General features: G+C 41.4%; 25 protein-coding genes. 4 read left to right on the forward strand and 21 right to left on the reverse strand.

Translation table 11 applies throughout. The features are described from left to right. Positions 1–52: 52 nt before the first annotated feature. From N5909_RS08795 to rgg, 11 genes are all read right to left on the reverse strand, one after another. Positions 53–283, reverse strand: a complete 231-nt coding sequence (locus N5909_RS08795; protein WP_020902364.1) for a hypothetical protein — start codon at positions 281–283, stop codon at positions 53–55. A 17-nt stretch (positions 284–300) separates the two neighbouring features. After that, positions 301–942 carry a CPBP family intramembrane glutamic endopeptidase gene (locus N5909_RS08800; RefSeq protein WP_020902363.1) on the reverse strand — a complete coding sequence of 214 codons (642 nt, stop codon included), beginning with the start codon at positions 940–942 and terminating at the stop codon, positions 301–303. 9 nt (positions 943–951) lie between these two features. Continuing rightward, the gene (locus N5909_RS08805; RefSeq protein WP_271631148.1) at positions 952–1650 is read right to left on the reverse strand and encodes an ABC transporter permease; all 699 of its coding nucleotides are present in this window, start codon (positions 1648–1650) and stop codon (positions 952–954) included. Further along, on the reverse strand, positions 1643–2467 hold the full coding sequence (locus N5909_RS08810) for an ABC transporter ATP-binding protein (RefSeq protein WP_000621677.1): 825 nt from the start codon (positions 2465–2467) through the stop codon (positions 1643–1645). The genes N5909_RS08805 and N5909_RS08810 overlap by 8 nt, the downstream gene beginning before the upstream one ends. A 10-nt stretch (positions 2468–2477) precedes the next feature. Then, the gene (locus tag N5909_RS08815) at positions 2478–3218 is read right to left on the reverse strand and encodes a DUF3169 family protein (RefSeq protein ID WP_033681061.1); all 741 of its coding nucleotides are present in this window, start codon (positions 3216–3218) and stop codon (positions 2478–2480) included. Positions 3219–3220: 2 nt separating this feature from the next. Then, a complete protein-coding gene (locus tag N5909_RS08820) occupies positions 3221–3418 on the reverse strand; it encodes a hypothetical protein (protein WP_033681059.1) in 198 nt (65 codons plus the stop codon). After that, the gene (locus N5909_RS08825) at positions 3418–3624 is read right to left on the reverse strand and encodes a helix-turn-helix transcriptional regulator (RefSeq protein ID WP_020902358.1); all 207 of its coding nucleotides are present in this window, start codon (positions 3622–3624) and stop codon (positions 3418–3420) included. The genes N5909_RS08820 and N5909_RS08825 overlap by 1 nt, the downstream gene beginning before the upstream one ends. A 9-nt stretch (positions 3625–3633) precedes the next feature. Beyond that, a complete protein-coding gene (locus N5909_RS08830) occupies positions 3634–4098 on the reverse strand; it encodes a hypothetical protein (RefSeq protein ID WP_033681057.1) in 465 nt (154 codons plus the stop codon). A gap of 96 nt (positions 4099–4194) precedes the next feature. Then, positions 4195–5484 carry a histidine--tRNA ligase gene (gene hisS, locus N5909_RS08835; protein ID WP_271631149.1) on the reverse strand — a complete coding sequence of 430 codons (1290 nt, stop codon included), beginning with the start codon at positions 5482–5484 and terminating at the stop codon, positions 4195–4197. 77 nt (positions 5485–5561) lie between these two features. Beyond that, positions 5562–6809: a hypothetical protein gene (locus N5909_RS08840; RefSeq protein WP_049534878.1), complete on the reverse strand. Its 1248-nt coding sequence runs from the start codon at positions 6807–6809 to the stop codon at positions 5562–5564. Positions 6810–7007: 198 nt separating this feature from the next. Then, entirely contained in the window at positions 7008–7859 is an 852-nt protein-coding gene (gene rgg, locus N5909_RS08845) for a quorum-sensing system transcriptional regulator Rgg (protein WP_049534876.1), read from the reverse strand. 123 nt (positions 7860–7982) lie between these two features. Here rgg and N5909_RS08850 point away from each other — a divergent pair, with 123 nt between their 5' ends. Next, positions 7983–8324 (forward strand): metal-sulfur cluster assembly factor, encoded by a 342-nt coding sequence (locus N5909_RS08850; protein ID WP_033681053.1) that lies wholly within the window; start codon positions 7983–7985, stop codon positions 8322–8324. A gap of 258 nt (positions 8325–8582) precedes the next feature. On the opposite strand, the gene ilvD is transcribed toward N5909_RS08850, so the two are convergent. Then, positions 8583–10286, reverse strand: a complete 1704-nt coding sequence (gene ilvD / locus N5909_RS08855; RefSeq protein WP_033681050.1) for a dihydroxy-acid dehydratase — start codon at positions 10284–10286, stop codon at positions 8583–8585. Positions 10287–10516: 230 nt separating this feature from the next. Here ilvD and rpmF point away from each other — a divergent pair, with 230 nt between their 5' ends. The 3 genes from rpmF (at position 10517) to N5909_RS08870 (ending at position 11567) form a co-directional block, all read left to right on the forward strand. After that, positions 10517–10699, forward strand: a complete 183-nt coding sequence (gene rpmF / locus N5909_RS08860) for a 50S ribosomal protein L32 (protein WP_000290417.1) — start codon at positions 10517–10519, stop codon at positions 10697–10699. Between the two features lie 15 nt (positions 10700–10714). Further along, on the forward strand, positions 10715–10864 hold the full coding sequence (gene rpmG, locus N5909_RS08865) for a 50S ribosomal protein L33 (RefSeq protein WP_001265622.1): 150 nt from the start codon (positions 10715–10717) through the stop codon (positions 10862–10864). 139 nt (positions 10865–11003) lie between these two features. Further along, positions 11004–11567, forward strand: a complete 564-nt coding sequence (locus N5909_RS08870) for a hypothetical protein (protein WP_033681049.1) — start codon at positions 11004–11006, stop codon at positions 11565–11567. A 101-nt stretch (positions 11568–11668) separates the two neighbouring features. Here N5909_RS08870 and N5909_RS08875 read toward each other — a convergent pair whose 3' ends face one another. From N5909_RS08875 to N5909_RS08915, 9 genes are all read right to left on the reverse strand, one after another. Continuing rightward, positions 11669–13270: a type I restriction-modification system subunit M gene (locus N5909_RS08875; RefSeq protein WP_033681048.1), complete on the reverse strand. Its 1602-nt coding sequence runs from the start codon at positions 13268–13270 to the stop codon at positions 11669–11671. A 172-nt stretch (positions 13271–13442) separates the two neighbouring features. Next, on the reverse strand, positions 13443–14588 hold the full coding sequence (locus N5909_RS08880) for a restriction endonuclease subunit S (protein WP_033681047.1): 1146 nt from the start codon (positions 14586–14588) through the stop codon (positions 13443–13445). Positions 14589–14746: 158 nt separating this feature from the next. After that, positions 14747–18115 (reverse strand): type I restriction endonuclease subunit R, encoded by a 3369-nt coding sequence (locus N5909_RS08885; RefSeq protein ID WP_235223406.1) that lies wholly within the window; start codon positions 18113–18115, stop codon positions 14747–14749. Positions 18116–18437: 322 nt separating this feature from the next. Further along, positions 18438–19685 (reverse strand): toxic anion resistance protein, encoded by a 1248-nt coding sequence (locus tag N5909_RS08890; RefSeq protein ID WP_033681046.1) that lies wholly within the window; start codon positions 19683–19685, stop codon positions 18438–18440. Positions 19686–19706: 21 nt separating this feature from the next. Further along, positions 19707–20513: a hypothetical protein gene (locus N5909_RS08895; RefSeq protein WP_261116885.1), complete on the reverse strand. Its 807-nt coding sequence runs from the start codon at positions 20511–20513 to the stop codon at positions 19707–19709. A gap of 300 nt (positions 20514–20813) precedes the next feature. Next, a complete protein-coding gene (gene rpsD, locus N5909_RS08900) occupies positions 20814–21425 on the reverse strand; it encodes a 30S ribosomal protein S4 (RefSeq protein WP_000092756.1) in 612 nt (203 codons plus the stop codon). 194 nt (positions 21426–21619) lie between these two features. Next, the gene (locus N5909_RS08905) at positions 21620–22672 is read right to left on the reverse strand and encodes a sensor histidine kinase (RefSeq protein WP_020903376.1); all 1053 of its coding nucleotides are present in this window, start codon (positions 22670–22672) and stop codon (positions 21620–21622) included. Then, positions 22669–23367, reverse strand: a complete 699-nt coding sequence (locus tag N5909_RS08910; RefSeq protein WP_271631150.1) for a response regulator transcription factor — start codon at positions 23365–23367, stop codon at positions 22669–22671. The genes N5909_RS08905 and N5909_RS08910 overlap by 4 nt, the downstream gene beginning before the upstream one ends. A 123-nt stretch (positions 23368–23490) precedes the next feature. After that, on the reverse strand, positions 23491–25605 hold the full coding sequence (locus N5909_RS08915; RefSeq protein ID WP_271631151.1) for an SSURE domain-containing protein: 2115 nt from the start codon (positions 25603–25605) through the stop codon (positions 23491–23493). Positions 25606–25619 lie beyond the last annotated feature (14 nt).

Here is a 25619-nt window from a genome sequence, read left to right on the forward strand (position 1 = left end):
ACTCTAAAAATTGACGCCCATACAAAAATCCGATGAACTTCACCGGACTCTTTTATTTTGAATTTTTGCCTGCTTTACGCTTTTCAGCAATTTCGGCTGCCTTTCGAGGCAAGACAATCTCCGTTGTGTAAGCTGTCCCAAAGCGCAAGACACCTGCAATAGGGGCAAAGACAACTGCTAGGTGGCTATAGAAGAAATCACCTTTGAAGGCATAAGCTAGTCCCCCAATGATGAAAAATAGAACAACTGCTTGAATCACTGCTAATAAAATTACTCGTTTCATGTGACCTCCTGACTCTATTATAGCATGAGAATCATCAAAAAGCTGACTAAATTATTCAAAGCATGGAGAGAAATACTGTAGACCAGACCTTTTCTGCTAATATAAGCCAAGCCCAAGCTAAAACCAAGACTAGCATAAACTAAAAATTGTTGCACATCACCTGGGAAATGAATCAAGGCAAACAGAACACTAGATACCAGAAGGAAAAGCAGAGTTTGTTTACTATTGTCCTGCTTAGGAAAGAGATAGCGTGCCAACATCCCTCTAAAGATAAGTTCTTCCGTCAAAGGAGCAAAAATAACGACCGCAAAGAATGAGAAAAGTGGTTGAGACAAGGTCAAGTCTATCGCTATTTGCTGATTTACTGAAGGATCATTTGGCAAGAAAAACTGGACAACCAGAGATAAGAACCAAACCAAGGCAGGAAGCCAAATAAATCGGTTGAAGCCACTCTTCTCAATACGAACAAGACCTTTCTGATACCATTTGTAAACGCCGTACACATAAACTCCAGCCAAGGCTACATAGAGTAGGGTAACAGCATAGGGTGAAGCACCTAAGGCAAGCGACGTAGTCGCGAGCACCTGAATGAAGCCATAGATAAAGTAAAAGGATAGAATGGCTAGAAGAAACCAGCCAAGGTTTTTAAGTAGTTTCATATAAATCTCCTATCTTGCTTTATAGCTATTTTTCAATACAAAGAGGTTCGCTATTCCTAACACAAGTACCCAGGCAAGTAACATGCCGATATTAGAAAAGGATATTTCTCCACCCTTTTGATTTAAAAGATTTACAATAGGACCGACGAACGAGTAATCCAACACTTTCTGAGCCGTATCATTTTGAAGAGCAATTATAGGTAAAAAAGAGACAATTAACATAGGGAAGATACTATAAACTTGCGCTTTAGATTGAGTATCTGACACCGCACCGATTAGAAGGTTGAGAAAAATAATACTAATAGTTGCTAGGAGCAAATAGATAACGTAAGCAAATAAATAACCAGATAGATCTACTTTAAGATAGATGGGAAGCACAATCATAGCAAGTAACATTATCAGAATAGGGAGAACGAGCATACTGAAAGTATATTCTGTTGCTGTCACACCACTTAGGAGGAGTGATTTAAGATTTCGTTTTTCCTTATCTTCTGCCATCATAATCGATACCATATAACCACTTCCCATGCTCAAGACCATCGTCAAGCTAGCAGATAGAAAAAATAGGCTCAATTGTCCATTCTTATTTAAAAATTCATTATATAAAACAGTCAGTCCAAAAGGCAACAATAGAGTCGCCAACAAAGATGAATTGCTAATAAGGACTTGTAATCTTAACCATAGTAGGGCATTTAATTTTCTAAACATCTAACTTTTCTCCTGTCAATCTGATAAAGATCTCTTCTAAAGTCGGCTCACAAGAGTGAACCACCATCAAATCTGTCGTGTCTAAATGTGGCAATTCTTCAAATGGAACTATCTGTTCTCGTCCATCGTTATAAACCACACGTACTTTCTTATCCACATGGTACTTCTGGATAATATCTTGCGGACTTCCATACTCTATTAAGTTCCCCTTATTCAAAAGAGATAAGCGATCACAAAGCAGAGTTGCTTCATTCATATCATGCGTGGTCAGAAAGATAGTTGTCCCCGCCTGCTTTAATTCTTGAAGTAGGGTATGAATCATCTTAGATGTTGTAGGGTCTAAGCCACTAGTTGGCTCATCTAGGAAGAGAATCTTAGGAGCATTCAGAAGGGCACGAGCCAAGAACATTCGTTGTTTCATTCCTGTAGATAGTTTTTCTGCGATAATATCTTTAGCATCTGCCAATCCAACCTGTTGGAGCACCTGATTTACTCTATCTGACTTGAGACCATATAACTTAGCGTAAATGAGCAGATTTTTGTAAAGACTCATCTTTTCATAAAAACCACTGCCATCACTAACAATACCAATTTGTTCCAAATCATTTGAGGTTAAATCTTGAGAATTCTTGCCTAACAAAACTGTTTTCCCTTGATCTGCAGCCAACTGACCTGTCAAGACATTGATCATGGTTGTTTTACCTGAGCCAGAAGGGCCAAGAAAACCAAAGATTTCACCCTCCTTAATCTCAAAAGAAATCTGATGAAGAGCTTTTTTGCTTCCAAAACTTTTGCTTACATTTTCAACACGAATCATAGAAACTCCTTTATTTAAAATAACGTTTCACCATAGGCAACTGCATCACACCGATATAAATATGGATCACTCCTACCAGCAAGAAAGCTAGTAACTGAATCTCTCCTGTCAGCAAGGAAAAGAGAGCAATCAAAAAGTAGAGACCTGGTAAGACATATTGGTTTAATTGGAATAAAATTCGAAAACTCTGTTCCAAATTAGCCTGGCGCTCCCCCTCATCGTAAGAATTGACATAGTCTAAATAATCCTTTGGTGTAGAGAAAAATGCCAAATCAAACTGACGAACAATCGCAATAGTCTTATAAAAATATTTTTGAGCATTAAAAATCAATACTAATCCCAAAAAAGAAAGAGGTAAGATTAGATTGCTTCTATCTAGTACAATCACTTCACTTCCTGAAATAAAGAGAGCCAATAAAATCGCTACACTTGTAATATGAAAAGCAATAGTTCCAAACTCAAGATTACGATTCATTTGCACATAATAGGTTTCATTCAGATCATCGTCCATTTCCTCTTGATACAAGGAGTGAAATTTTCTGCTTTTCTTTAAGAAATTGAACGTCAAAAGAATGCTAATGAAACCTATCAATAAACAAATAGCTGATATCCAGGGTATCAAGACTTTTACATCTAACATAATTTCGTGGGATTCGGTAGCAGCCTTAAACATCCCTACAAAACCGCCCAAGAAACCTCCAAAGACAACAGACATTAAAAATAACAATCCACCTTTATTTTTCTTTTTCATTTTCATTCTCCTTTTTCACTTGCTAGATTTTTGGATTTCTTTTCAATCCATTCAATTACTGGGATGAGAGCAAAGTAGGCCCAAATAAATTGGTCACTTTGATAGGGACTAAACCAACCTAAGTCTATCCCAATCAGTAGAAATACGCTGACTAATAAAGCTATGGCAACTACATAATAAATCACTTTATACTTGTTCATCACTCGTCCTCCTCCAAGCGAAATACCGATTCGACTGTTTCATTGAAAATTTGAGATATTTTCAGGGCAATGATAATGGACGGGGTGTATTCGTCCCGTTCTAGTAGGCTAATGGTCTGCCTGGAAACCCCTGCTAGCTTAGCCAGTTCGGTTTGGTTGAGACCATCGCGAGCCCGCAGCTCTTTTAGACGATTTTTTAGTTGCATGTTACACACCTACTTTCCGTCAAATTCAACGGTTTGGATATCCTCAATACGTTGTAGTTTGAATTTTTCTTTTCCTTTTTTATTAACACGACGTAGCTTGACCCATTCCTCATCAACATCCACAACTTCCCAGTTGTCTGTTCCAAAAACTTGTCCAACGATTGTCGGTGTTTTCCCAATCAATTCTTTTAAAATTCTTGACATTTCTTTATTTCCTTTCTGTTTTTGCTCAATTCTTTTTATTTTATTCTCTAGTTTCTTGACCTTTTGGGAATGGTAGATATAATACATAATCACAAGAGGTACAAATCCTAATGCCCACATAATCGTTCCTTTCTCCTTTTCTCTTAACTTGCTTATATTGTAACACATCTTTTTCTTTTTGACAAGCATATTTGTCAAAAAGTTTATGATTTTTGTCATTTTGCAAAAGAAAAAGGTCAGGAGTAGGTTCCTGACCAGTTTATCTATCATTAATACTCTTCGAAAATCAAATTCAAACCACGTCAGCTTCACCTTGCCGTACTCAAGTACAGCCTGCGGCTAGCTTCCTAGTTTGCTCTTTGATTTTCATTGAGTATAAAATCCTAGTTTTTCAAAGATTTCTGAGAAGTTTTTGCTGATTGTCTCAAGCGACACTTGCACTTCTTCTCGGGTTTGGTTGTTCTTGACCGTCACTTGTCCGCTTTCGACTTCGCTCTCACCTAGAGTGATGAGGGTCTTAGCCGCAAAGACATCGGCTGACTTGAACTGAGCTTTGAGCTTACGGTTGAGGTAATCACGCTCTGCTTTGAAACCTTGTTGGCGAAGAGCCTGTACCAATTCCAAGGCCTTAACATTTGCTCCTTCTCCCAAGACTGCAATATAGACATCTAGGGCATTTTCGATAGGGAGGGCCACACCTTGCTTTTCAAGAATGAGAAGCAGGCGCTCTACACCAAGTCCAAAACCAAAGCCAGCAGTTTCAGGACCACCAAAGTAGGCAACCAAACCATCGTAACGACCACCCGCACAGACGGTCAAGTCATTGCCCTCGATCTCAGTGATAAACTCGAAAATGGTGTGGTTGTAGTAGTCCAGACCACGCACCATATTGGTATCGATGATATAGTCTACCCCAAGATTTTCCAACATCTGACGCACCGCATCAAAATGAGCTTGGCTTTCTTCATCAAGGAAATCCAAGATAGACGGTGCATTCTCCACTGCCACCTTGTCTTCTTTTTCCTTAGAGTCCAAGACACGGAGAGGGTTTTCCTCCAAGCGACGCTGGCTATCCTTAGACAAGGTCTCCTTGAGCGGTGTCAAATAGTCAATCAAGGCTTGACGATAAGCCGCACGGCTCTCAGGATTTCCAAGCGTATTGAGGTGTAGTTTGACACCTTGGATGCCAATTTCTTTCAAGAAATGGGCTGCCATCGCGATGGTTTCCACATCGGTAGCTGGATTGCTAGAGCCAAAACACTCAACACCAATCTGGTGGAACTGGCGCAAACGCCCTGCCTGTGGACGCTCATAACGGAACATAGGTCCCATATAGTAGAACTTGCTTGGCTTTTGCACTTCTGGGGCGAAGAGTTTATTTTCCACATAGGAACGGACAACTGGCGCAGTTCCTTCTGGACGGAGGGTGATATGGCGGTCACCCTTGTCATAGAAGTCGTACATTTCCTTGGTTACGATATCCGTTGTATCTCCGACAGAACGGCTGATAACCTCGTAGTGCTCAAAAATAGGCGTGCGCACTTCTGCGTAGTTATAGCGCTTGAAAATCTCACGGGCAAAGCCCTCAACATACTGCCATTTGACAGACTCAGCAGGTAAAATATCCTGCGTTCCTTTTGGTTTTTGTAATTTCATAGGGAATCCTCTTTAAACTTAATAGTCTTATTTTACCATAAATAAAGGGATTAAAACAGTAAGAATAAAATTAGGATTTAGATATCATTTTTGAGATTAATAACTGTCAAAAGAATAGCTAGCAAGGAAAGACCAACAAATAGCATCCAAGTCAACTGTATATTCCATACAGCTATAAGTGAAAAACAAGCTGTTCCCACAGGTATGGATAAGGTGAACAATAAACCTAAAAAATTACTGGTACGAGCTAGAACCTCTGGAGCTAGATTTTTCAGGAGCAAGGCACTAATCTTTGGTTGAACTTTACCAGACACATACAGAGTTGAACAGAGAAATAGTAAACCAAGTACGACTTGATTGAATAAATTAGCTAGACCAACTAGACTGAGTCCTACGGTCACCCACATCATCAATCTAGGCAAGGACTGCTTCCCAAAATAATCATTGCCCGTAAGGCTACTGATGATGATTGCTAACAAAGCACAGAATTGACTGATAAATAATGCCTCTGTGTAAGAAAAGTCCAAAAGAGAATGGCTCAAAAAGAAGATGTTATAGATGCTTCCTAAAGCGCCGCCCAAGGCATTGATAAGCAAGACAGCAAAGAGCATAAAACCAAAGTTTTTCTGTCCACCTTTAAGAAAAACAAGGCGTAAATTTCGGTAAATCGTTAGAAATTGGTCTTTGATAGAAAGCTTCTCATTTTTTAGTGATTCACCATCAGCAGATGACATTGACAAGCTCAATTTGCTTTTTCCTAAAAAGAGAACAGAGGCTGATACTAGGAAGAAACAGGCATTGATTCCCGCAACAAGGGAAAAATTGTTGACCGATAGACCTAAGAGCCAGACTCCAAAAGCTTGACCACCAATAGCTGAAATATAGGTGATGAACTGGGAAAAAGAATAAGCCTCCATCAAATCCTCTTCAGCTACTTTTTCCTTAATAAGAGGCATGCGCAAGCCACCTGCAAAATCACTGATGACATCACTAATGACATTGATTAAACACAGGCTAGAAAAGGCAAATAGACTAGCTTGCTGGACAACTAAAGCTGCTAGAAAAAATAGAATCGCCTGAAACAAACCACTATAGACCATCCATTTGACCTTGGCCCTCGTATAATCTGCCCGAATCCCTACAAAAACTGTAAAGAAAGTCGGAAGAATCATGACAATATTCGCCATAGCAACTGCAAAAGATGCTTGTGGCAAGGTCGATGCATAAACGATAAAGACCAGGTTAAAAATTGAAGCACCAAAAGCATTGAAGAAGCGTGACAAAGTCAAGAGACGATAAGCTTGATTTCTAAACAATAGTTTCATAGGTAATCTCCCTTCTTGTTCGAAGTTTTATGTGAAATATGACTATAGTGTAGCACTTAGAAATTTTAGAGGAAAAACTTTTGAAAATATGCAACAAATAAAATGAGCAAAACAACGATAAAATCTCTTTGATGACCTGCGAGTAGTCAAAAGTTCTATCTCTTCAAATTTTAAATTATTTTCTTAGTTTGCAGATATTCAAGAATCGGAGGTTTTTCTATAGTATTCGGCAGATTTATTACAGCCAAGCATCTCAAAAATACGGACAGCATCTTCCATCTTTTTCTGGCCTTCCTTGACTCTACCTTGCTTGCTATCAAGGAGACCTTCCGCCCACAAATAGACAATTCGGAAATAGGTTTCATTTTCATTGTAGAAATGCTCTTCGATGACACGTTTAAAATAAGAGGCATTGGTAAATTCTTCACACTCAATGCTGGCTAAAAAGCCATTCAATAGTATAGTGTGAAACAGGTTTCGATTGCCAGACATTTCCATTAGGAAATCAGATTTACGTACCATCTCTCTAACATACCTAGCGAAAAGAGAAACAGATAGAAATGGTGAACTGACTGAAAATAAATTGAGTTCATAGATTCCCCAAATCTCGGTAGAAAACAAATAATCATGAAGAACTTTCCCTTCCTCTGCCGTTAACTCTACCCTTTCATCCATGCTCTTCATATAAGACTTGATAATAATGGCATTTAGAATATGTTTCTGTTTGTTTTGAGAATGGGCATGCTTTTGATACTCCCTGCGATACAAGTCCTCAAGCGGAGCTATATTCTTTGGATCCAAGACATCTATGATTTCTTTTCTCAACTCAGAATCTGTATCATAGTGAAAACCTCTCGCCAGAAAGAGGATTTCCTCCACACTGGCAGATATATTTTCTAAGGCAAATAGAAACTTTTCCACCGAAAGTTCACTCTGACCAGTTTCAAAGCGGGACAACATAGACAGCGAAAATTGTCCCCCAGTTGCTTGTCTCAGCGAAATATTTCTTGACTCTCGTAATTGTCTAAAGACTTTTCCAATCTGCTCCATAGGCTTCCCCTTGATTCAGTATTTTCTTCATTTTATCATATTTTTCAGAAAACTCATCAAAAACTTGCCAAATTGTCAGAATTATGAGAAAATAGAGGATATTTATCACGTGGAGGGACTGTAATGAGAGACGATATCAAAATCAATGACCGTGCTTTGGCCTTGAAAGACCAAATTATCGAAAAACTAGAGAAGGTTTTTGATACAGATGTGGAATTGGATGTTTACAATCTAGGGCTGATTTATGAAATCAATCTGGACGAAACAGGTCTCTGCAAGATTGTCATGACCTTCACCGATACTGCCTGCGATTGTGCAGAAAGCTTACCTATCGAAATCGTTGCAGGTCTGAAACAAATCGAGGGTATCGAAGATGTCAAGGTTGAAGTCACCTGGTCGCCTGCCTGGAAGATCACACGAATCAGTCGCTACGGCCGTATTGCCCTTGGACTACCACCTCGTTAATACTCTTCAAAAATCTCTTCAAACCACGTCAGCGTCGGCTTGTCGTAGGTATATGTTACTGACTTCGTCAGTTCTATCTGCGACCTCAAAACAGTGTTTTGAGCTGACTTCGTCAGTTCTATCCACAATCTCAAAACACTGTTTTGAGCAACCTGCACCTAGCTTTCTAGTTTGCTCTTTGATTTTTATTGAGTATAAGCAGGTAAATCACTTTTGAAGATGAAAAGAAGCAAGCCGAGATTGGCTTGCTTTTTGAGTTTATTTTTTACCTGACTTGTCCATATTCCAGAAGTCTGTCACGGCTCCGCGTGAAGCAGATGATACGATATGGGCATATTTACCGAGGACACCACGACTGTAAAGTGGTGGCAAGGTGGTTTCTGCTTTGCGTTTTTCAAGTTCTTCTTCGGATACGGCCATGGAAATTTCTTTGGTATCTTGGTCAACCGTAACGATATCACCTGTACGAAGGTAGGCAATTGGTCCACCATCCTGAGCTTCAGGAGCGATATGCCCAACAACCAGACCATAAGTACCACCAGAGAAACGGCCATCCGTCAAGAGGGCAACCTTGTCTCCCTGACCTTTACCAACGATCATGGATGAAAGTGACAGCATCTCAGGCATACCAGGACCACCCTTAGGTCCAACGAAACGAACAACGACTACATCGCCATCAACGATTTCATCTGTCAGAACAGCCTGAATCGCATCTTCTTCTGAGTCAAAGACCTTAGCTGGACCAACGTGACGACGCACTTTAACACCTGATACCTTGGCAACCGCACCGTCTGGAGCGAGGTTCCCGTTCAAGATGATAAGCGGACCGTCCGCACGTTTTGGATTTTCAAGTGGCATGATGACTTTTTGACCTGGTGTGAGGTCTGCAAAGTCAGCCAAGTTTTCAGCAACTGTCTTACCAGTACATGTAATGCGGTCTCCATGAAGGAAACCATTTGCCAAGAGATATCTCATAACTGCAGGCACACCACCGACTTCGTAGAGGTCTTGGAAGACATACTGACCAGATGGTTTCAAGTCGGCCAAGTGAGGCACACGTTCTTGGATTGTATTGAAGTCCTCAAGTGACAAATCAACATTGGCTGCGTGGGCAATGGCAAGCAAGTGAAGAGTGGCATTTGTAGAACCACCGAGAGCCATAGTTACAGTGATAGCATCTTCAAAGGCTTCACGAGTCAAGATATCTGACGGTTTGAGACCAAGCTCCAACATCTTAACAACAGCACGTCCTGCCGCTTTGATATCTTCTTTCTTATCAGCTGATTCAGCTGGGTGAGAGGATGAACCTGGCAAACTCATACCGAGAACTTCGATAGCTGTCGCCATGGTATTAGCTGTGTACATACCACCACAGCCACCAGGTCCAGGGCAGGCATTACATTCAAGACGTTTGACGTCCTCAGCTGTCATATCACCGTGGTTCCATTTTCCGATACCCTCGAAAACAGAAACCAAGTCAATGTCTTTACCATCAAGATTTCCCGGTGCAATGGTTCCACCATAGGCAAAAATAGCTGGGATATCCATATTAGCAATGGCAATCATAGAACCAGGCATGTTCTTATCACATCCACCGATAGCGACGAAGGCATCTACGTTGTGACCACCCATTGCCGCCTCGATAGAGTCTGCAATGATATCACGAGATGTCAAAGAGAAACGCATACCAGGCGTTCCCATAGCAATCCCGTCCGCTACAGTGATAGTCCCAAACTGCACAGGCCAAGCACCTGCCGATTTAACACCTTCTTTGGCCAATTTCCCAAAATCATGCAAGTGAATGTTACATGGTGTATTTTCCGCCCAAGTCGAAATAACCCCTACAATCGGTGTTTCAAAGTCCTTATCTGTCATACCAGTAGCACGGAGCATGGCACGGTTTGGTGATTTAACCATGCTGTCATAAATGCTACTGCGATGACGTTTATCTAATTCAGTCATTTGTTCCCTCCCATTTCAGTTTTTACTATTATAGCACATTTTAAAAGCAATGAACAGAAGAAAATTCTTGAATTTTCAGAAAATTTCGATTAATTTGGTTGATGACCTTCTAATTTTTTCATCTTTTTTTGTCAAGTAACTTTACTTTACAAAAAAAATGTGTTATCCTAGTATGGTTGATGAAAATCAGTAGATTGAATCGAATATAAATACCTAAAGGAGAAATCAAAATGGCAGTACCTGCACGTCGCACTTCAAAAGCGAAGAAAAACAAACGTCGTACACACTACAAAGTAACAGCTCCATCTGTAAACTTTGACGAAACTACTGGAGATTACTCACGTTCTCACCGTGTATCACTTAAAGGATACTACAAAGGACGTAAAATCGCTAAAGCTGCATCAGCTGAATAATAGAAGGGAGATACCATGCGCGTAAATATTACACTTGAACACAAAGAATCTGGTGAACGCTTGTACCTTACTTCTAAAAACAAACGTAACACTCCAGACCGTCTTCAATTGAAGAAATATTCACCAAAACTTCGCAAACACGTTGTGTTTACAGAAGTGAAATAATAGGTCATTCCGTTTCATGACTTACACCCTATTAGTTAGACAAAAAATATCTAGCTGATGGGGTGTTTTATTATAAAACTAACTTTAGATAGTCTTTCTCTGTATTCTTTCAACTGATAATATTTAAGGAGAAACATTTATGAAAATAAAATTTAAAGAAAACAATACCATTACTTCCATAAAATACAAATCTTTTTTATTTGTAAAATTGCCACTACTAGCTATTTTGTACGCAGTTGTTATCAACTTCATACTTAGCTTTAAGTTGACAGCTATAAGTGACTTGCTAACGTCTAAAGGCATTATCCCTTTAATCTTAATTATTCTACTGGCTTATCTTATCTTCAAGAACTATGCTTCTTTTAAAGACTTACGTGAAAATTATAAAGCCAAGAATATTGATGGTATTAATATACTAGTAAAACTTATTCGCATACATGATATGGTTAAAGTCAGAGAGCTTGGATTTAACAAGACAATTTATAACTACACATTTTCATGGGAAGATATCATTTTCCCTGCCATTAACAACCATATAAACGGCTCAAAACTTGAACCACTCGTTAAAAAGTATTCTTTACAAGTACTGTCTATGAATATTCCCGCAAAAATGATTGGGAACGTGATCTATGTTGATCCCAAGGTGCTTGAAGAATGTATTAAAAATGATATTGAAGAAAGAAATAAACTTTTAAATTTTTAAAGATGACTTTTATTAAAGTTATCAATAACAAAAAATGACAATAGATGTTCTACTGTCATTTTTATTTTTCTAACTTTTTAACAGAGTATTCTTGCACTTCTCTAAATCTCATTCAATTTTTCGAGATAGGCGGTTAATTCTGCTTGGTCTTCTGGTGTTGTACCTACTAGCTGGCTGCGCATATGTGCGAGTCTGGCTTCTACCTCTCCAATCTCTTTATCAATCTCTGCGAGCTGGTCTGCGAGGTCGGTTAGGGGAACAACGGGTTCTTCCTCAAAGGTATCTACATAGCGTGGAATGTTGAGGTTATAGTCGTTTTCGACAATCTCTTCAAAGCTGGCTAGATGGGCGAACTTTTCGACATTCTCGCGTTTTTGATAAGTCTCCAAAATCTTGGCAATATGGTCTTCGGTCATATTGTTTTGATTTTTCCCTTTTTCAAACTCTTTTGAGGCATCGATAAAGAAGACATCCTTATTGGTGCGATTCTTTTTAAGGATGATAATAGTTGTCGGGATAGAGGTATTGTAGAAGATATTTGCCGGCAAGCCGATAACTGTATCAATAGCGCCTTCTTCTAGCAGGTGCTGGCGAATCTTTTGCTCGGCTGCTCCTCGGAAAAGAACTCCGTGAGGAAGTACGATGGCCATGACACCATTATGCTTGAGGTGGTAAAAACCGTGAAGAAGGAAGGCAAAATCCGCTTTAGACTTAGGTGCAAGAACTCCATAACTTGAAAAGCGAGGGTCTTGCAGGAAGCCACTATCTGCTGACCACTTCAGTGAATAGGGTGGGTTCATCAAAACCCCATCAAAATCTGTCGGCTCGGTAGTCGGCCAATCTTCGTCTAGGGTATCGTGGTTGCTGAGGTGATAGTTCTCAATCGCAACCCCATGAAGCATCATATTCATACGAGCAAGGTTGAAGGTCGAAGTAATCAACTCTTGACCGTAGTAAGAAATCGTCGAAGCTTGCTTACTATAGCGCTTGGCATTGAGCAAGAGAGAACCAGAACCCATGGTCGGGTCGTAAACTGACATGCCCTTTTGATGCTCACGCCCTGCAAAGACAATCTGAGTCATGAGGTGAGAAACTGCTTGAGGTGTATAGAACTCACCAGCCTTTTTCCCAGAATCGCTGGCAAATTGGCCAATCAAGTACTCATAAGCATCACCCAAGATATCACCAGCATGACCAGACACATTGAGGTCGTTGAGCTGTTTCATAACCTCAGAGATGGTCTTGTTTTGCTTTTGTGGGGTGTTGCCTAGTTTTTTCGCATAGAGGTCGATATCTTCGAAAAGATTTTCAAATTTTTCATTGGCCTGCTCGATATCACGGAAACTTTGGGCTAGGGATTCTAGCTGGAAGGTTCCTTCGTGGATAGACTGAACCAGCTTGGTAAAGGTTAGAGAAGGCTCAATCACATAGCCTAGCTCATCATTTAAGACCTCGATGAGGTCTTCACGGACATCTGCATCCGCAAAGTTTTCCTCATAGAGAAGCTGGGCTTGCTGGAAGGACTCAAAGGTCTCGTCCAAGTTATCACAGACAGCTTGGAGGATGTTGTCGGATAGGTACTTGTAGAAAATCAAGCCCAAGAGGTAGGACTTGTATTCATTGGCTTCCATCTGGCCACGCAGGATATCTGCCGCATTCCAGAGGGATTGGTAGAGTTCTCTTGATAAATCTGTTTGTGACATAGGGTCTCCTATTCATTTCAACTTTCATTCGTTTGGTGTAGCTTTTTACAGTCTTGGTATCTTAGATAATTGAACACGACCTAAAAGCTGGGTAAAAAGATAAACTGTCTGGTCTTCATCGAAGATTGCGCCAGTTTCCTATTTTTACTGAGCTTTTGACGGTCTTGGTATCTTAGATAAACATTTTTCTGAGTAGGGTTTGTTTGCTTTCTTTGAGTTGGTTGACTTTTTCCTCTTGCTTGGCAATGGCCTTGTCTAGGTTTTGGAAGAAAGAACCGATTGCTTCTTGTTCAGGGAGGGGTGGAAGATGTAGAGGAAGTTTCATCATTATATCCGAATTTAGCTTCGCTCTCCCTCCTCCCACTAGAAAAGGTTCTATGTTAATTTGTTTTACTGCAAATAGTAAAAAAATATTGTTTATCAAATCTTTTTTACCTTGAATAACATGAGCGTGATTATTTACCCAAACTTTTCCATTTACATATTGTACTGGATAATCTTTTAAATCACTTGCACCATCTTCGGCAATAAGAATGAACTCGCCATCATGTGTATAACCATCTACATAATCCTGTATCCCATTAGCCCCATAATATGGAGTATCCCCAGAAATTCTTTCATTTGCTGAAACTGGAACTCTTAAATTATCATACCTATTCGTAACTTCCCCCAACTTCACTTCCTTCCAGTCATCTTCAAATCCTGCGAAGCGAAGGGCTGGTTTGATTTGTCCTTTGGCTGGGAAAAGGAGCTTGAGGTAGGTTTTCTTCTGCTCCTTGAGCACCTCTAACTTACGCTGTTGTAGGCTAATAAGCTGGTCAATATCTTGGAAGAAAGAACCGATAGCAGTTTGCTCGGGGAGGGAGGGGAAGGTTAATACTCTTTCCTCCATCATTCCCTTGGTTATATGTACCATAGTAGAACCATTTGTATTTTGTTTAATTCTATCCTTATCCTTTTCTAAAAAAGTATAAAAATAATATTTATCTAAGATGTTAGAGTATCCACTAATCTTCCAAATATGATAATGATAAATAACTTTTTCTTCTTTCCATAATTCCGGACCAAAATTTGTTGCCCAAAGATATAATAAATCTCCATAATTTGCATATTTTGAATCTTCAAGTTGTAAATCAGAATAATACCACTTATCATTGGTGTTAAAATTTCCTACTCGTAAAACTCTGTACTCACCATCCTCAAGTAGTTCCTCTTGTTTATAGGCTCTACCATTCAATAATTCCGCAACTTCCCCTAACTTCTTCTCTTCCCAAGATTCAGTATATCCCGCAAAGCGATAACTTGGTTTCTTTGTCATACTATTCCCTTTCTATTGCTCCATTTTCGTATTTCTACACTTTAGATTTTCTTTTTTGATTTCTATTCTTCAATTTTGCCTATTTTGAAACAATAGATAGGCTGATTTGACAAGATAAAGTTAACCATCTAGCAAATAAGAAAAGTCAAATCGGTAGTTTATCTCCCCCTCAGCGGTAAGATATCCTCTGAAATCATGCGCATATAGTCCTCTTTGAGGGCTTTTTTGTATTTGAGTTTTGGTAGTGCCTTGTCTCCGTGGGCTTCCTTATAAGCCAGATAGTCCTGAGACTCGGTGATGGCTTTTTCGCCATTTTGCTTGTCACGTCCGATGCGGTAGTTGTCCACTACGAACTGGAGTTCATCCTCTCCTATCTGCCAATAATCTGCCGTTTCACGAATCTTTTTCTGGGTTGTTAGCTCAATCATCTCTTCCAACTTATGGATGATAGACTGACCCTGATAGCTCTTAGCATCAGCTTGGACATTCTGCCAGAGTTTGCAGATGAGGCTGGATAACTTGGGATTGGATTTGTTCAAATCTTCGATATAGTTATCTACCAGACTCTTTTCCTTTTTACCAATGAGGTTTTCCCGATTTTCGATTAGGGCTTGGATGAGAGAGAGGATATAGTGATAGTTTATCTCGTCGGTGCGGATGGATTCAAGCTCGTACTCTATATCCACGAGCACACCTTCATCTTCTTGGTCTTCTTTTCTGCGTCTGCGGAGTTCTTCGATGACATTTTGATATTGGCCGGCAAAGTTCTCGATGTCTTCGAGGCTGAGCCCAATCTCTCTGAGAATGACTTTCTCATCATAGTCCGAATAGACCTGTATAGAGGATAGGAGCTTGTCAAATTCTTGGAAGGCCTTGGCAAAGCGTTTTAATTCTGCATCTGTCGCTGTATCCAAATCAGGCACCTGCTCTGGACTTGGAGCGATGGCTAGTAGTTGATGAACCTTCTCCAGAAACTTGGCCTTCTCCTCCTGCCATTCTGGGGCTAAGACACTGGTTTCGCCACCATTTGAGTAAAGGCTCAGAGCTTCATCCACCTTTTCTTTAAAGCGATCAGGTGTTTGGAAGGTAACGATCTGGCCGAATTTCTTGCCTTCATCAAAGAGGCGATTGGTTCGTGAAAAGGCCTGAATGATATGCTGGGGTTTCATAGGCTGACGGTCCATGAACAGGGTCGATAGGCAAGGGGCATCAAAGCCTGTCAGCAAGCGGTCCACCACGATAACCAGGTCCAGCTGTTCTTCACGGAAGGCAAAACGTTCTTTCTTACGAGCCAAGCGGTCGTTGAGGTCACTATTGTAAGAAGCAATGGTGGCTAGGCTAAAGTGGGTTCCAAACATGGCATTGTAGTCTTCTAAACTCTCCTCCATGTAGGCTTGGTTGATATAGGAGTCTGCTTCATTTTCTGTCACAGAATAGGTAATGGCAACCTTAGGAAAGTCTGGCAAGACCTTTTTAACATTTTCCGAGATGCTTAGAGACTTTTCTCCATTTTTGACTTGCTTAATCAGGTTATAATAGGCCTGCGCACGGGCAATGCTTTTAACGGTCAAAATGGCTTCATAGGTTTTCCCCACCCCATTTTGGAAACCAAGTTTGCGTCTTGAGCGATTGAGAATGGCATCTAAAACCGCAAGCATGTGGCCTTCGTCATCATAACGCTCCTCGTCAATCTCATCTTCTGCCCAACCAGGCATGGTCGTCTGATACTCTACATTAAAGCCAAGAACCGCCTTGTCATGGATGGCTTCTTTGACGGTATATTGGTGGAGGCAATCACCGTACTGCTCTTCGGTCGTTTGAGCAAGGTCTCCTTTTTGTTCACGTTTATTTTCTGTAAAGATAGGAGTACCTGTAAACCCATACCAGAGAGAATTTGTAAAGAAGTGCTCTAGGTGGCGTTGGCGTTCAGGAGTCACTGCGCGATGGCATTCATCAACGACAAAGGCTAGTTTGAGTTGCTTGATACGATTGTAGACCTTTTGGTGACGTCCTTCATCAAACTGGCGAATCATGGCATTGATTTTCTGGATGGTCGTCACAACGACACGGCGGTCATCAGAAGCCAGATTTTTAACCAATTCCTGTGTATCATCAGTCTCGTCGATATCGATCATATCGTTCTCTGCGTAAGACTGAAAGGAACTGGTCGTCTGCTGGTCGAGGTCTGTCCTATCAATCACAAATATTGTCTTTTCGATAGATGGAATCTGGAGCAGATTGCGCGAAACCTTATAGGAGGTCAGGGTCTTTCCTGAACCAGTCGTATGCCAAATATAGCCCGACTGGCGCTTGCGACTGGCTTCACGGATAGCCTCAATGGCATGAACCTGATAGGGACGCAATAAAATCAAGGCCTTCTTGTCATCATCGATGACAGAATACTGCATGACCATCTCGTGGGCTCTCGGTATCGACAAGACAGACTCTGCAAAGTCAAATAGTTGGGGTTGGGGTCTGTTTTCACTATCCACCCACTTGGTCAAGAAGCGTTCATTTAGCTTGTTGGCTTTGGCAGCTGCGATGTAGCGAGTGTCTGTGACATTAGAGACGACAAACATCTGAAGACTTGAAAAAATGCCTCTGAACTGTCCTTCTTGGTCGTATTTCTTAATCTGACGGAAGGCATCCATATAAGGATGAGAACGGCTTTTTAGTTCAATTTGAATCATAGGCAGACCATTGATTAACAAAGTCACATCCCCACGGCGCTGGCGAATCCCATCTCCGCCTGTGATGACTTGGTTGACAACCTCATAACTCGATTTGCCACCAGCGACATTGTTTCTCCACAAGACTTCCAAGCGAATGGTGCCTAGACTGGCATCTTCACGTTGAACCTGCACCTTGGCAATGCCATTTTCCCCCGCTATCCACTTGGCTGCTTCGTAGAAGTTAACGAAATTGAGCTGGTTTTTGATTTGATTTTTCTCTGAATTTGTAAGGGGATGGTCTTGCAAAATGCGGACATTATTGGCTTCCAACTTGGCAAAAAAGTTTCCCCATAGGAGGTCTTCTGTATTTAACTCAGGTCGATACACCCATTGACTTTCTCCCTTTGTCAGTTGGTTAATCAAATCTCGCTCGATAGCCAATTCCTGTTTGGTTTTGGCTTTACCTGCTATAGGAATAGCAGTCTCGTCTTTAGGAGAGAGTCTCTGGCTGATATGGAAATCCTGCAAGGCTGCTTGATTAAGATGTTGCAATTTTTCAAGAAGAGCTTGCTCTGTCCCTTTTATGGCTTGATAGCCTGCCGTCAAGTCTTTATCTGCATCTAGGTAGTGATGCGGGTTCTTCTTTATTTGGATATAGCCCTGCACCAAATCTTCTAAACGTCCCAGCTGAATAGCAAGCTGGTTCTGGAGTTCCTGAGAATTGCTTCCAGATGCTTCTTTCTGGTTGATAGCTTCTAGGTATTCTACGATGGCAGTATAACTAGCCTGCAACTCAGGTGCTGAAATGATGAGCTCTTGTTCTAATTCTTTTGATAAGGTGTAAGCCATGTTCATACCCCATTTCTACAACGCAAAAAGCCTACCAAAAAGATTGGCAGGTTTTGAAAATGGGTATGAAAACGCGAGTTTATATATATGCAAGCTAGTTATTTGCTTAAATCTGAAAACCATAGGGACTCTTCCTTTTCATTCATACAAGGCGTTGCGACATCGAAAAAACAGCGCCTTTACTTCCTTCCATTGTACCATAAAAGACTAGTAGTGAAAAGGTTTTCTAGGGTATTCTCTCTAAATCTAGCAATAATTCCCTGACCTTCAAACTTCTACTAAAACAAGCAAAATCCCCTGCAAATCTACATTGCAAGGGACTTGTGTATTATTCTTGTACTTCTTTCTGAGCGGCTTTTCCTTGATCTAGAAGGGCTTGGACAATTTTCTCATCGCGTAGTTTGACAGAATCGTTAATCATTTCTGCGGACTTGACGATGGTTGTTTCTAGTTGGGCACGTTTTTGACGGCCTAATTCAATAGCAGCAACGATGCCTTGGTTTTGTGCGACCAGACTTTCAGCCAGCTTGGTAACAGACTCAACAGCAACTGTCGGGCTTTGGGCAATTCGTTCCATCTGCGGAATCACTTCCTTGCTGGTTTCAGCTAGCATCTGAAGGGCAGCATTATTGGCATTGACAATGGCATCTGCCACGACACCTGATTTCATTGATTGTTGCAAAATACCAAGTTGGGCAATCGAAAGTTTCATTGTCGGAATCGTATTGCGACGAAGCATGCCCAATTTTTGGCGCATATCAGATGACACCTTCACCAGATTACGCATCTGAGGTGTTGTTGCCCAGGCAACATAGAGGCGGCTGACATACTCCGTGTGCTGTTGTTCAAGGGTATTGACCACTTCAGCCATGCGGGCCAATTCTTGTGATTTAGTCTGGTACTCTACCGTACTTGTATCGAGTTGGTCAACTTGAACTTTCAGTTCTGCAGCGCGATTGCCAGCTTCTGTTTGGCTAGCTTCGATAAAGGAAATTACTCCCACTAGATTTTCAATGGATTTGGTATTGTCCTCAATCAACATCTCAGCAGAGACGATATTTCGAGCTAGCACATCTTCTTGCTTGACCACTGCGGCAGCCATGCCATCTAGCTTTTGCTCCACTGTTTTTGAGTCAAAGTAAAATTCCTGTAACGTATTCTTGCTCTTGTTAAACAATCGTTGCAAAAAGTTTGGCTTTTCTTCTAACTCAGCAATTTCAGCATTCTTGTATTTGACTACAAAGCCTTGCAACTCACGGTTGGTATTTTTGAGTAGATCATCCACTTGGGGAATCTGCAGTTTCTTTTGTTCTGACAAGATACGATTGACTGTATTGTTCACACCTTCGACAGCAGATTGTCCAAAATCCAAAAGAGCATTTTGATTGGTGACAAACTGGTCTACTAACTGGGGCACGTGCGCCTTGATTCCTTCTTGCTGCTCAGGGCTCAACTTTTCAAGGAAGGTCAAGGTCTTGTCTGAGCCAGTATTTGTCTCGATGATTTGGGTTGTTTTATCCACCTTAGCTACCGTATTATTGGCAATCTGGTCAATATCAAAATTAAATTCTGTCATGGTTACTCCTTTGTTTCTAACCTATTCTTTACGATCTTTTTCGAGGATACGCAGACTGATATCAAAATCACGCATATCTGTTTCATTGAGTTCTCTCAAGACTTGGTCCAGCTCAAGGTCAAATTGTTCGATGGCTGCTTTAGCTTGCTGCAAACGTTCTTCTGCCCGATTATAGTTTTTAGGGTTAGCCTTAATCTTTAAATAACCTTCTAAAATCGTTTGGAATTTCTCCATCTTCAAACTATGAATGGCAGTCAATTCTTCCTTATCCCCCTCAGCAGAGGTGGCAATCTTGTCTAAAATAGCCTGATGGTCAATGGCAATATTGGCCAAGGTCTGGGACAATTCTGGAGCTAATTCCTCTGGCTCCGCATTCTCAAGATCTACCTGACTTTCTCTATCCAAACGTTCTAGCTGAACATCGATGTTTGCCCTTACTGTACGAACCTTTTTGTCAATACGGTTATAGACATCATCGTCGATATAGGACTTGAGACGATCCGCCTCCTGATGAATTTCCCGCAATTCGATCAATACTTGATTAGCTAAACTCTTATAGGAATCTGAGCCCTTCTCTACCAAGACTCCCTCTAACTGCTGAATATCTTTGTCCGCCTGACGAATCCGAGCTTTTAAAAGCTCAATCCGATCATCTAGAGAACGATCTTGCAAAAGAGGATAGCGCCAACGTTTATAGAGACGATAACCACCATATCCTAGCAGGACACAAGCCGCAAGTGGAAGAGCATATTGAACCAAAAGGCCCAACAAGAACAGGAAGCCCCAAAAATAGAGACAGCCTTTCCAAAAACCATTACCCGATTTCATAAACATTCCTTATTTTCAATTTATAAGTCTATTTTAGCACAAAAGACAAAAATGAGGGCGGAAATTCCCTAGAAAAGAATTGATTTCTTTGATGTAGAATGGAGCTTGGTAGCGCGTGGTCTAATTTCAGTGAAGTGGACTCAACCACAGACTTCCGTGTTATAAGATTGGTGAATTTAGCATAGACTTAGATACACAAATAACCTTACTAGCCAATCTCCATACAAACTCAGAAATCAAGCTTTTAAGACAAAGCAAAAAGCCCACTGTTGTAGGCTTTCTGTAAGATATTTCTTAAAATTAAAGCATTTTGTTGTAGAATTCAACGACAAGTGCTTCGTTGATTTCTGGGTTGATTTCGTCGCGTTCTGGCAAGCGAGTCAATGAACCTTCCAATTTTTCAGCGTCGAATGATACGAATGCTGGACGTCCAAGAGTAGCTTCTACTGCTTCAAGGATAGCTGGAACTTTCAATGATTTTTCACGAACTGAGATCACTTGACCTGGAGTTACGCGGTATGATGGGATATCAACGCGTTTTCCGTCAACAAGAATGTGACCGTGGTTTACAAATTGACGAGCTTGACGACGAGTAGTCGCAAGACCAAGACGGTAAACAACGTTATCCAAACGACGTTCCAAAAGAAGCATGAAGTTGAAACCTAGGATTCCGCCTTTGATTTTTGTAGCTTGTACGAACAAGTTACGGAATTGTTTTTCACCTACACCGTAAGTGAAACGAAGTTTTTGTTTTTCAGCCAATTGCAAACCGTATTCTGACAATTTAGAACGGTTGTTTGGTCCGTGTTGTCCTGGTACGTAGTTACGACGTGCCAATTCTTTACCTGTACCTGTAAGTGAAAGGCCAAGGCGACGAGCTTGTTTCCAAGATGGTCCTGTATAACGTGACATGTGAATGTCCTCCTGATATAAATAATATTTCGGTGGAAATAGTCACTTAGAAAGCCCTGATTCGTGCAGATGCCCTTCGCCTAAACAGCCAAGGTTACTTATCATAAGACACCTGTTGACGAGCTTCATGCTTTCCTGCTGATATTTCACACAAAATCCATTTTACCATGAATGGCTAGATTTGTAAAGGGGTTTTAAGCTTTATTTTCATTGCCAGAGAGATTGAGAAGGAGGGTAAAGGTGCTTCCTAGACCGTACTGGCTAGTAACTGTGATTTCCCCACCCAATTGATGGGCCAATTCACGCGCAATCGCAAGCCCTAAGCCATGACCACCTGTTTTCATATTACGCGAAGTTTCGACACGATAAAGACGTTTGAAAATATTCTCCAAGTCCTCTGGGGCAATCCCCTGTCCCTCATCGGTCACACTGATTGAAAGCTGGTTATTTTCCAGCTTAGCCACCACCTCCAGCTTGGTTCCTGGAGCAGAATATTTAAAAGCGTTATTGACCAGATTCACCAAGATACGAGAAAGTTTGGCATAATCTCCTTCAATCCGGGCAGACTCTGGGATTACCTGCAAATGGACATCTCGCTCCTCCTGCTCAATCAAGAACTGAAATTCACTCATGCACTCAATCAAGAGCTGGTCCAAAAAAATGCTGTCTTTGCTGGTCGTTTCGACCTGATTTCTAGCTGTGTTTAGGGTCAAAAAATTCAACTCCTCAACCAGTTTATTGAGTCTTTCAGTCTGACGCCCAATGGTTGCTAGATAATGGTCCTGTTCGCCTTCCTTGATAACCCCATCCAAAATCCCTTCTACCGTCGCTTGGATCGAAGTGATGGGGGTCTTGATATCATGCGAAAGTTGAGCAATCATCAAGCCCTTTTCTCGTTCGCTTTCTTCCAAGGAATCAAATGTCGCCTGCAAATCATGGGACATTTCATTAAAAGCTTGGCCTAATTGTTGAAATTCTACAGGTCCTTGAACCTCCAGATTTGAAGGAAAATCCTTGTCCGCTACCCGCTTGGCATGTTCCTTGAGTTTGCCCAATGAAGTAAAGACAGGCGATAGGAGAAAGAGACTAATCCCAGCACCGATAAAACTAGCCACGAGAGTCATACCCACTAGGAAATAAATTTCTCTTTCTTCAATTAACATTCGCTGGATGGCCCAAAAAACCACGATAATCGTTAGGAGTGTTGAAATGATATACCCTACTAAAATATAACTTTTTAATTTCATTGACTACCTCGTGCTTTCTCAATTTTGTAGCCCAAGCCCCAGACGGTTTTGATGGTCGGTGTTTCTGAACTAGCATGTTTAGCCAACTCCTGTCGAAGAGCATGAATATGAACATTCAAGGTATTGGTGTCATCCACATAGTCTTCTTGCCAGACCTTTTCATAGAGGTCTGTCTTAGAAAAAACTCGCTCTGGATTGCTGGCTAGAAGCCATAGAAGTTCGAAGGATTTGACGGTCAAATCAAGCGCCACATCTCCGACTTGAACCTCATGACTACTGTGATTCATCCGTAAATCCCCAAGACTGACGACTTCTGACTCACCTCCACGATGAAGGCGACGCAAGATATTGTGGACACGCAAAACCAGTTCACGAGGGCTAAAGGGCTTGGCAATAAAGTCATCTGCCCCTAAGCTCAGGCCATAAATCTTGTCCTGCTCGCTAGTCTTAGCCGTGATAAAGAGAAAAGGCTGATCTGGAGATTGATACTGAACCTCACTAATCAAGTCATAACCATCCATCCGAGGCATCATGATATCTGTAATAATCAAATCAATCGCTTTTCGCTTGAAGATTTCCAAGGCCTCTACTCCATCATGGGCCACCAAAACCTGATATCCTGCCTGAACCAGATAGCGTTGATGAATATCTGTGATTTCTACCTCGTCGTCAACGAGTAAAATTGTCTTTCCCATCTGTCTCTCCTTTGAAAAAAACAGTGCTATACCACAATAGTATAACACTATTTTTATCTCTTTACGAACATTCTAATCGATATCTGGATTTTTCAAATCCTAGATAGAAAGTCTGTAACTAGACTAGTCATTTTCCTCTTTTTTAGCTTTCAAACCGAGTCCACCTAGAAGTCCGGCCAAGGCGAGTCCAAAGAATCCAATAGTAGCCATTGATGTTTGGGCTTCACCAGTATATGGAAGCATGTCTTTTTGATCTTTCATGTGAGCAGCCATCATTGGACTTGACACCTTGTTAGTAGATGCCATCTTGCCTTCATCAGACATTTTGCTTGAGGTTACCATAGGCTGGCTAGCATTCATGGTTTTGTCCTGCTCTTTGTTAGGCATCATCTTATCCTGGCTAGCAGCTGGCATTTTAGATTTCATATCATTGAGGGACTTATACCCATTCAAGTTCACTGTCAATTCTTTAGTCGCTACGAGATTGCTCAAATCAGCCTTGCCATCTTTAGCACCGTACACCTTGATAGTTGCCTTATAGCTTTGAGTGCCGTTTTGTTTTAAGAGGTCAAGCAACTCTTTATCTGATTTACCTTGAGTACCGGCCAAATCCACTTCATAGAAGTAAAGGCCTTTGCCCAATTTTTCTACTGGTGAAAGGGCTGGATTTTTGGCCGAACCATTGTCTGACCATGGAGCCTTATCTGAAGCTTTCAAGATAAGACGAGTCAACATACCGTCACCGGCGAAGAATTCATATGGAATGACTTGGTTAACACCGGCTGTGAATGGACCTGGGAAGTTAGCTTTGTCCAAGTAAGTGGCTGGGACGTCTACTGTGTCTTTAGTGTTGTCAGCTACACCTTTTTGGACTTCAGCTGGGGTAGTCAAGCCATTCAAGTTGACATCCAATTCTTTTGTCGCTACAAGATTGCTCAAATCGGCCTTGCCGTCTTTGGCACCATACACCTTGATAGTTGCTTTATAGCTTTGAGTACCATTTTGTTTCAAAAGGTCAAGAAGCTCTTTGTCTGACTTACCTTGGGTACCTGCCAAATCCACTTCATAGAAGTAGAGGCCTTTGCCCAATTTTTCTACTGGTGGAAGGGCGGGGTTTTTAGCTGAACCGTTGTCTGACCATGGAGCCTTATCTGAAGCTTTCAAGATAAGACGAGTCAACATACCGTCACCAGCGAAGAATTCGTATGGAATAACTTGGTTAACACCTGCTGTGAATGGTCCAGGGAAGTTGGCTTTGTCTAGGTAAGTAGCTGGAACATCTACTGTATCTTTGGTGTTGTCGGCCACACCTTTTTGCACTTCAGCTGGGGTAGTCAAACCATTCAAGTTGACATCCAAATCTTTAGTCGCTACAAGGTTAGTCAAATCGGCCTTGCCATCTTTAGCACCGTACACTTTGATGGTTGCCTTGTAGCTTTGAGTGCCGTTTTGTTTCAAGAGGTCTAGAAGCTCTTTATCAGATTTTCCTTGAGTGCCGGCCAAATCTACTTCATAGAAGTAGAGGCCTTTGCCCAATTTCTCTACTGGTGGAAGAGCGGGGTTTTTAGCCGAACCGTTGTCTGACCATGGAGCCTTGTCTGAAGCCTTCAAGATAAGGCGAGTCAACATACCGTCGCCAGCGAAGAATTCGTAAGGAATAACTTGGTTAACACCAGCTGTGAATGGGCCTGGGAAGTTAGCTTTGTCCAAGTAAGTGGATGGGACGTCCACTGTGTCTTTGGTGTTGTCAGCTACGCCTTTTTGGACTTCAGCTGGAGTGGTTGCTGGTTGAGCTTCACTTGCTTCACGGTCTTGTCCAGCAACTGTAGCTGCAGGACTTTCCACAGGTTTAACCGCATCTTCTGTTTGTTTCTTAGATTCTGGTTTTGCTTGCGCTTCTTCTTTTGGTGCTACTACCGGCTCTTTAGCACCTACATCTGCTTTTTCTGGAGAGTTTGCAGTATCCAAGCTTGCTTTAGGTGTTGATTCTGCCTGCTCTGAAGGAAGGGCTGTATCGACTGCTGCTTTGAGAACTTCTACTGGTAAGTCGCTCTTTTCACTCACCGAAGTAGCATCTGGGACAACTTGAGTAGGGGTTGGATTGACCACATCAGCACGTACAGAACTTGGTTGACCAACTAGGACAAAGAAGCCACTAGCAACAACAACTGAGGCAACACCGACACTAAGACGGCGAATAGACCAACGAGTATATCTTTGATTTGGATTGAATTTCATAGGATTCTCCTTAG

This window comes from Streptococcus gwangjuensis (assembly GCF_028156745.1).
GTDB classification, from domain to species: Bacteria; Bacillota; Bacilli; order Lactobacillales; family Streptococcaceae; genus Streptococcus; species Streptococcus gwangjuense_A.